7 protein-coding genes are annotated in these 6750 nt (G+C 63.9%); 3 read left to right on the plus strand and 4 right to left on the minus strand.

Features of this window, described 5'->3' with window-relative positions:
* A partial coding sequence (egtD, locus tag JHD07_RS28685) for an L-histidine N(alpha)-methyltransferase (RefSeq protein WP_291628299.1) occupies nucleotides 1–845 on the plus strand: 845 nt, incomplete at its 5' end.
* A gap of 401 nt (nucleotides 846–1246) precedes the next feature.
* Here egtD and JHD07_RS28690 read toward each other — a convergent pair.
* Together JHD07_RS28690 and JHD07_RS28695 are read right to left on the minus strand one after the other, a co-directional pair.
* Complete coding sequence (locus JHD07_RS28690) at nucleotides 1247–2431, minus strand: low temperature requirement protein A (RefSeq protein WP_291628300.1); 1185 nt, start codon at nucleotides 2429–2431, stop codon at nucleotides 1247–1249.
* 138 nt (nucleotides 2432–2569) lie between these two features.
* A complete protein-coding gene (locus JHD07_RS28695) occupies nucleotides 2570–2806 on the minus strand; it encodes a BolA family protein (protein WP_011088461.1) in 237 nt (78 codons plus the stop codon).
* Between the two features lie 185 nt (nucleotides 2807–2991).
* Between JHD07_RS28695 and JHD07_RS28700 the strand changes: the two genes are divergently transcribed.
* Complete coding sequence (locus JHD07_RS28700; protein WP_291628313.1) at nucleotides 2992–3351, plus strand: DUF427 domain-containing protein; 360 nt, start codon at nucleotides 2992–2994, stop codon at nucleotides 3349–3351.
* 120 nt (nucleotides 3352–3471) lie between these two features.
* Here JHD07_RS28700 and JHD07_RS28705 read toward each other — a convergent pair whose 3' ends face one another.
* A complete protein-coding gene (locus JHD07_RS28705; protein ID WP_291628315.1) occupies nucleotides 3472–3645 on the minus strand; it encodes a DUF1328 domain-containing protein in 174 nt (57 codons plus the stop codon).
* Between the two features lie 175 nt (nucleotides 3646–3820).
* Between JHD07_RS28705 and JHD07_RS28710 the strand changes: the two genes are divergently transcribed.
* Complete coding sequence (locus JHD07_RS28710; protein WP_291628317.1) at nucleotides 3821–5008, plus strand: acyltransferase; 1188 nt, start codon at nucleotides 3821–3823, stop codon at nucleotides 5006–5008.
* A 134-nt stretch (nucleotides 5009–5142) separates the two neighbouring features.
* Here the strand turns inward: JHD07_RS28710 and purL are convergent.
* Nucleotides 5143–6750: phosphoribosylformylglycinamidine synthase subunit PurL (gene purL, locus JHD07_RS28715; RefSeq protein ID WP_291628318.1), on the minus strand; the 1608-nt coding region annotated here is incomplete at its 5' end.

Below are 6750 nucleotides of genomic sequence, written 5' to 3' on the forward strand. Positions count from 1 at the left end.
ACGCGACCGGATCGGAGCTGTTCGAGGCGATCACGCGACTGCCCGAATACTATCCGACGCGCACCGAGCTATCGATCCTGAAGGAGCGCGGCAGCGAGATCGCGAAGATCATTCCGGAGCACGCGGCGCTGGTCGAGTTCGGCGCCGGCGCGACTACCAAGGTCCGCCTGTTGCTGAGCCACTGCAAGTTCGCGGCCTATGTGCCCGTCGACATCTCCGGCGACTTCCTGAAGGCACAGGCGAGCGGGCTGAAGCGGGATTTTCCCTCGCTCGGCATCTACCCGGTCGCGGCTGACTTCACCACGCCCTTCGAGCTGCCCAAGCAGGTCGCCACCATGCCCAAAGTCGGCTTCTTCCCCGGCTCGACCATCGGCAATTTCGAGCCGCAGGAAGCGCAGGCCTTCCTGAAGAGCGCCCGCAAGATCCTCGGCAAGGGCGCGCAGATGATCATCGGCGCCGACCTCGAGAAGGACGAACGCGTGCTCCTTGACGCCTACAACGATGCCGCCGGCGTCACCGCGCGTTTCAACCTCAATGTGCTGGTGCGCATCAACCGCGAGCTCGGCGGCAATTTCGATCTGTCCGCCTTCACCCATCGCGCCATCTACAATCGCGAGCGGCACCGCATCGAGATGCACCTGATCAGTAAGAAGGCCCAGACCGTGCGGCTGCTCGGCACCAGCTTCTCGTTCCGCCCCGGCGAGAGCATCCACACCGAGAACAGCTACAAATACAGCCTCGAACGCTTCGCCGCGCTGGCACAGGGCGCCGGCTGGCGCGTGCGCGAGAGCTGGACGGATGCGGCGAAGATGTTCTCGGTGCACGCACTGGAGGTCGCGGAGTAGGAGCCGCAGCCGTCGTTCGCTGGCGTCAATCAGGCTTGCACCGTTCAACCGACACGAGCCGTTCGTCCCGGATGACGGCGCGGAAGCTATGGGTGCTCGGCTTCCCGCACGACCATGACAGATACTCACCGTCTCGCTGGAGCGGCTCCCCGAGCCAGAAAACGACCCTTGATACGGGGTCGCCCGGCTTGAGGCGGTCGAGCCATTGCGTTGGGTACGCCCACTGCCCGCAATCGCCCTGCCAATAAACCGGTGTTATGCAGCCCCCGATCGCAGGCTTTCCTCCGATGGCCCGACAGGCCGCCGGGACCCGGCCAAGCGCCCAGCCCTTGGTGGCTTCCTCTATGATCAATATCGCGGCTATAGCAACGCCGAAGATAATGACGCGCCGCATGCCGCGCTTACGCCTCTTCTACCTGCGATCCGAGCGACAGCGACTCCCATACCGCCACCACGATCATGATCACGGTCGTCGCGACCGACAACCACAGCGGTGAAAGGCCGGCGGCGAACCACCACAGCACCAGCAGGAGGACGATGCCGACGCCGTGCGAGAGCTGGAGGAAGCCGCGGATCGCCAGCTTGAACAGGATGGTGCCGACCAGAAACACCAGGGGACCACCGATCGTGCTAATGATCGTGCGGATGTCGGAATGGCCGGACGGATGCTTCAGCACCAATTCGTCCGAAACCGCGGTCAGGATGATGCCGGCGATGATCGGCATATGCAGATAGGTGTAGGCGAGTCGCGCCAGGCGGCCGGACTCGCTGGACTTCGAGATCCGCTCGGCGCCGGCCTCTGCGCCCTTATGGAAATAGATCCACCACATCACGACGGCGCAGGACAGCGCCGAGACGAAGGCGAGAATGTTGCTCGCGGTCCACTCCAGTTCGGCGAATGTCGCGCCGTTGACGACGATGGCCTCGCCGAGCGCGATGATGACGAACAGAGAGCAGCGCTCGGCCATATGGCCGCCTTCGACGGCCCACGCCTCGACGGACGAGAACCCCAGCATCGGCACCCAGAATCGCGCCGCCGGCGAGACGTACTCCCAGGCCACCGCCGCGATCCACAGCCATAGCCGCGTATTTCCCTCGGCCAGACCGCCTGCGATCCACAACACCGCTGAGATCGACAGCCAGGTCAGGATGCGAATCGCGTTGTGCCGCACGGCCGTTCGATGCGGCGGCGTTGCGAGCAGCCAGAACGCGGTACGTCCGACCTGCATCGTCGCATAGGCGATCGCGAACCACAGGCCCCGCCCCTCGAAGGCCGTCGGGATCGTGGTCGAAAGCACGAGGCCGCCCAGCATCATCGCAAATAGCAGGAGGCGGACCGGCGTCAGCTCGGGATTGAGCCAGTTGGTGACCCAGGCGGTGAAGACCCAGACCCACCACACCGCGAGAAACAGCACCGCGACGTGCAGCGCGCCGAGTGGCGTGAAGTGGTGCAGCAGCGTGTGCGAAATCTGCGTGACGGCGAAAACGAAGACGAGGTCGAAAAACAGCTCGACGAAGGTGACGCGGCTGTGCTGGTTCGGCACGATGACGCGGAACATCGCGCCGCGCGGGTTATCCGCAGCCATAGTCACCCCCTAAGCATGATCCGGAAAAGTGCGAAGCGGCTTTCCGGAAAGATCATGCGCAACAACGACCTAAAGCACGATGACGCTTCATTCAAATCTCATCGCTCGTTAGGCATGGTCAGGTCAGGCGCAGCTTCGTCACGTGCCGGGGACACCGGTTTGCAGCGCCAGCGCGTGCAGCACGCCCCCCATCTGGCCGCGCAGGGACTGGTAGACGATCTGGTGCTGCTGGACGCGGGACTTGCCGCGGAAGGATTCCGAGATCACGGTCGCGGCATAGTGATCGCCGTCGCCGGCGAGGTCACGGATGGTCACCTCGGCATCGGGGATCGCTGCCTTGATCATCGCCTCGATATCGTGGGCGTCCATGGGCATTCGGGTCTTGCTCCTTCTGGTCGGATCGTTCGAATCGCAGCCGGGGGTCCCCTCTCCGGCAGGGACCAAACTTAGCGTGAACGGGCTTCTAGGTCACGCCTTCCGGTACTATATCCGTGATCCCATCACGATAAAGGCACGACAAAGTGCCGCGCGCGGCAGATCGATCGAAAAGGCGTGACATCATGAAGCTTCCAGGGCCTGACCACCCCATCACCATCACCCCAAATCCCCGGCGCGTCCGGGTGACTGCGGGCGACATCGTGATTGCCGAGACCAGCAAGGCCCTGACCTTGAAAGAGGCGAGATATCCGGCGGTGCAATATGTGCCGCGGGAGGACACCAACATGGCCCTGCTCGAGCGTACCGAGCGCACCACCCATTGCCCGTACAAGGGCGACGCCAACTATTACAGCGTCAAGGCCGACGGCAAGACGCTCGACAACGCGATCTGGACCTACGAGACGCCCTTCCCCGCCATGGCCGAGATTGCGGGCCATCTGGCGTTCTATCCGGACAAGGTGAAGATCGAGGAAGTGGGGTAGTTTTTAAAACTGTCATTCCGGGGCGCGTCGCAGACGCGAACTACGGTGCGCAATTGCGCACCTGAGAATCTCGAGATTCCGGGTTCGGTCCTGCGGACCGCCCCGGAATGACTCGCGGAGCTACGCCCTGAAGATCGTGAGCCCCAGGACCAGCAGCACCAGGAAAATCACGACGAAGACGTAGAACAAGAGGCGGGCGATATCGGCGGAGGCCGCCGAGATGCCGGTGAAGCCGAGCACGCCGGCCACGATCGAGACAAGCAGGAAGATCAGCGCCCATTTCAGGATCGTCATCGAAAAACTCCGAACTGCCGCTTTTTCGCGGCTTCGCTTTCTTGCGAACGCTAACTTCGCTATGCGGAACTGGTTCCCAGAGGTCGTCGGGGCGGACCTTGCGAAACAAACTGCCCTTGCTGAATCGAGTTCCCGGCGGCACAGTCCGGCGGGACCAGGATCGGGGCGGCCCACGATGACGATGTCACATTCAGCGACGATCGACGCACAGGTGCATGCCGCGCCGCAGAGCAAGGTGCGCAATATGGCGATCGATCGCGCCCGCACCTTCCTCACGCTGGTGGTGCTGCTGCATCACGCCGTGATCCCCTATACCTATTTCGGTCATACCGATCCGAACTATTTCTTCGGCTTCGACATGATCGTGCTCGCCACCGACAGTTTCTTCATGGCGATGTTCTTCTTCCTGTCGGGGCTGTTCGCCTGGTCCGGCATTGCCCGGAAGGGAGTGCGAGGCTATTTGGCAGATCGCCTGCTTCGGCTTGGCTTACCCTTCGCGATCTGCGCCCTGACGGTCATTCCGCTCGCCTACTACGCGATCTCCCTGCGGGAGCATCCCGAGATCGGTTTTGCGGAATTCTGGTGGAATATGGTGACCAAGGGCCCGTGGCCGAGCGGGCCGATCTGGTTCTTGTGGGTCTTGTTCGCCTTTGACCTCGTTGCCTGCGTTTTGTACCGGCTGTCACCCAACCTGCTCGATCCGATCAATCGCCTCTCGCTGTACGGTCGGCGTCGGCCCGCCGTGTTCTTCGCGGTCATGCTGGCCGTCACCGCCGCGTTCTACATTCCCGGGCGGGTTCACTTCGGACCGAGCAACTGGTTCGAGTTCGGACCCTTCTCGGTCCAGCACGGGCGCGTAATGCTCTACGCGACCTACTTCTTTTTCGGTGCCGGCGTCGGCGTTGCGCAAATTGATCGCGGGCTGCTCGCTGTCGACGGCCGCATGGCAAAGGTCAGCTGGGACTGGATGGTGCTGGCGATCGTTCCGTATTGCCTCCTATGGGGGCTGATCTTCATCAAGCGCGAAGTACTGGGCAACCCCTCGCCGTTGCCGGACTGGTATGAAGCGCTTTATGCCGTCTGCTTCACCGTCTTCAGCGTGGCCATCATGTTTCTGATCCTGGCCATTTTCCAGAGATTCAAGCAGTCAGGCTCAGCCAAGCTGCTCGATCCCATGCAGAGCGACGCGTTCGGCATGTTCCTGGTGCACTATCCGATCGCGCTGTGGCTGCAGTATTGGCTGTTCGACTATGACCTGCCGGCGATCGTCAAGGCCACGATCGGGTTCGTACTGACAGTCGCAGCGAGCTGGGCGCTGACGCGCGCGTTGCGGCAGATCCCGGGCGCGTCAAAGGTGTTGTGAGGCATCACCTCGCGTCACGGCGAGGTCCGTAGCCCGGATGAGCGCAGCGATATCCGGGGTCCTGCCACAAGCGACAGCGGTCCCGGATGTCGCTTCGCTCATCCGGGCTACGGCACCGACGTTGAGGCAGCCGCTTACGCCGCCTTCCCGCCCATGTACTCCGGCAACCAGCGCTCGTGTGACGTCCGCAAGCTGTCGATCGCAACCGGCGCCTCGCCCGCGATCGCGATCGCATCGCCGCCGGTGGTGCCGATGCGTACGCAGGGCACCTCGCAGCCGCGCATCTTGGCGAGCACACGGCCGGCTTCGGTTTCCGGCACGGTGACGAGATAGCGCGCCTGGTCCTCGCCGAACCAGTAGGCGTGCGGCACCAGCGCGGTCGGCGCCGCCAGCAGCTTGGCCCCGATGCCACTCGCGATCGCCATCTCGGCGAGCGCGATCAGCAGGCCGCCATCGGAGAGGTCGTGCACGGCGGTGGCGGTGCCCGCATGGATCATGCCGCGCACGCAATCGCCGTTGCGCTTCTCGGCGGCGAGATCGACCGGCGGCGGCGCGCCCTCCTCGCGACCGCAGATGTCGCGCAGATAGACGGACTGGCCGAGCCAGCCATGGGTCTCGCCGACCAGCAGGATCGCCTCGCCCTCGGCCTTGAAGGCGAGCGACGCCGACTTGGTGAAATCGTCGAGCAGGCCGACGCCGCCGATCGAGGGCGTCGGCAGGATCGCGCGGCCGTTGGTCTCGTTGTAGAGCGAGACATTGCCGGAGACGACCGGAAAATCGAGCGTGCGGCAGGCCTCCGAGATGCCCTTCAGGCAGCCGACGAACTGGCCCATGATGTCCGGGCGCTCAGGATTGCCGAAATTTAGATTGTCGGTGATCGCAAGCGGCCTGCCGCCGACGGCGGTGATGTTGCGCCAGGCTTCGGCGACGGCCTGCATTCCGCCTTGATAAGGATCGGCCTCGCAATAGCGCGGCGTGACGTCGACGGTCAGTGCAAGACCCTTCGGCCCGTCCTCGACGCGCACCACCGCGGCATCGCCGCCGGGACGCTGCATCGTGTTGCCGAGGATGACGTGGTCGTACTGCTCCCAGACCCAGCGCTTACTGCACATGTCGGGCGTGCCGATCAGCTTCTCCAGCGCAAGCCCGAGGCCCATCGGCGCCGGCACGTCGCGGGCGTGCACCACCGGCAGCGCGGCCGAGGGGATATGCGGCCGGTCGTAAAGCGGCGCCTCGTCGCCGAGCTCCTTGATCGGCAGATCGGCCATGACGTCGCCGCCATGCTTGACCACGAAGCGCTTGCTCGGCGTGGTGTAGCCGACCACCGCGAAGTCGAGGCCCCATTTCCTGAAGATCGCCTCGGCTTCCTTTTCCTTTTCCGGCTTGAGCACCATGAGCATGCGCTCCTGGCTTTCCGAGAGCATCATCTCGTAGGCGCTCATGCCGGTCTCGCGGGTCGGCACCGCGTCGAGATCAAGGTCGACGCCGAGATCGCCCTTGGCGCCCATCTCGACCGCCGAGCAGGTCAGGCCCGCCGCGCCCATGTCCTGGATCGCTATGACGCAGCCCTTCTCCATGATCTCGAGGCAGGCCTCCAGCAGCAGCTTCTCGGCGAAGGGATCGCCGACCTGTACGGTCGGGCGCTTCTCCTCGGACTTGTCGTCGAATTCGGCGGAGGCCATCGTGGCGCCGTGGATGCCGTCGCGCCCGGTCTTGGAGCCGAGATAGACGATCGGCATGTT

Source organism: Bradyrhizobium sp., assembly GCF_016462955.1.
Classification (GTDB): domain Bacteria; phylum Pseudomonadota; class Alphaproteobacteria; order Rhizobiales; family Xanthobacteraceae; genus Bradyrhizobium.

What these genes read in the sequence shown, in the direction of transcription:
- JHD07_RS28710 (WP_291628317.1), top strand. Translation starts at nt 3,821, where the DNA reads ATGACGATGTCACATTCAGCGACGATCGACGCACAGGTGCATGCCGCG.
- JHD07_RS28695 (WP_011088461.1), bottom strand. Translation starts at nt 2,806, where the DNA reads ATGCCCATGGACGCCCACGATATCGAGGCGATGATCAAGGCAGCGATC.
- JHD07_RS28700 (WP_291628313.1), top strand. Translation starts at nt 2,992, where the DNA reads ATGAAGCTTCCAGGGCCTGACCACCCCATCACCATCACCCCAAATCCC.
- JHD07_RS28705 (WP_291628315.1), bottom strand. Translation starts at nt 3,645, where the DNA reads ATGACGATCCTGAAATGGGCGCTGATCTTCCTGCTTGTCTCGATCGTG.
- JHD07_RS28690 (WP_291628300.1), bottom strand. Translation starts at nt 2,431, where the DNA reads ATGGCTGCGGATAACCCGCGCGGCGCGATGTTCCGCGTCATCGTGCCG.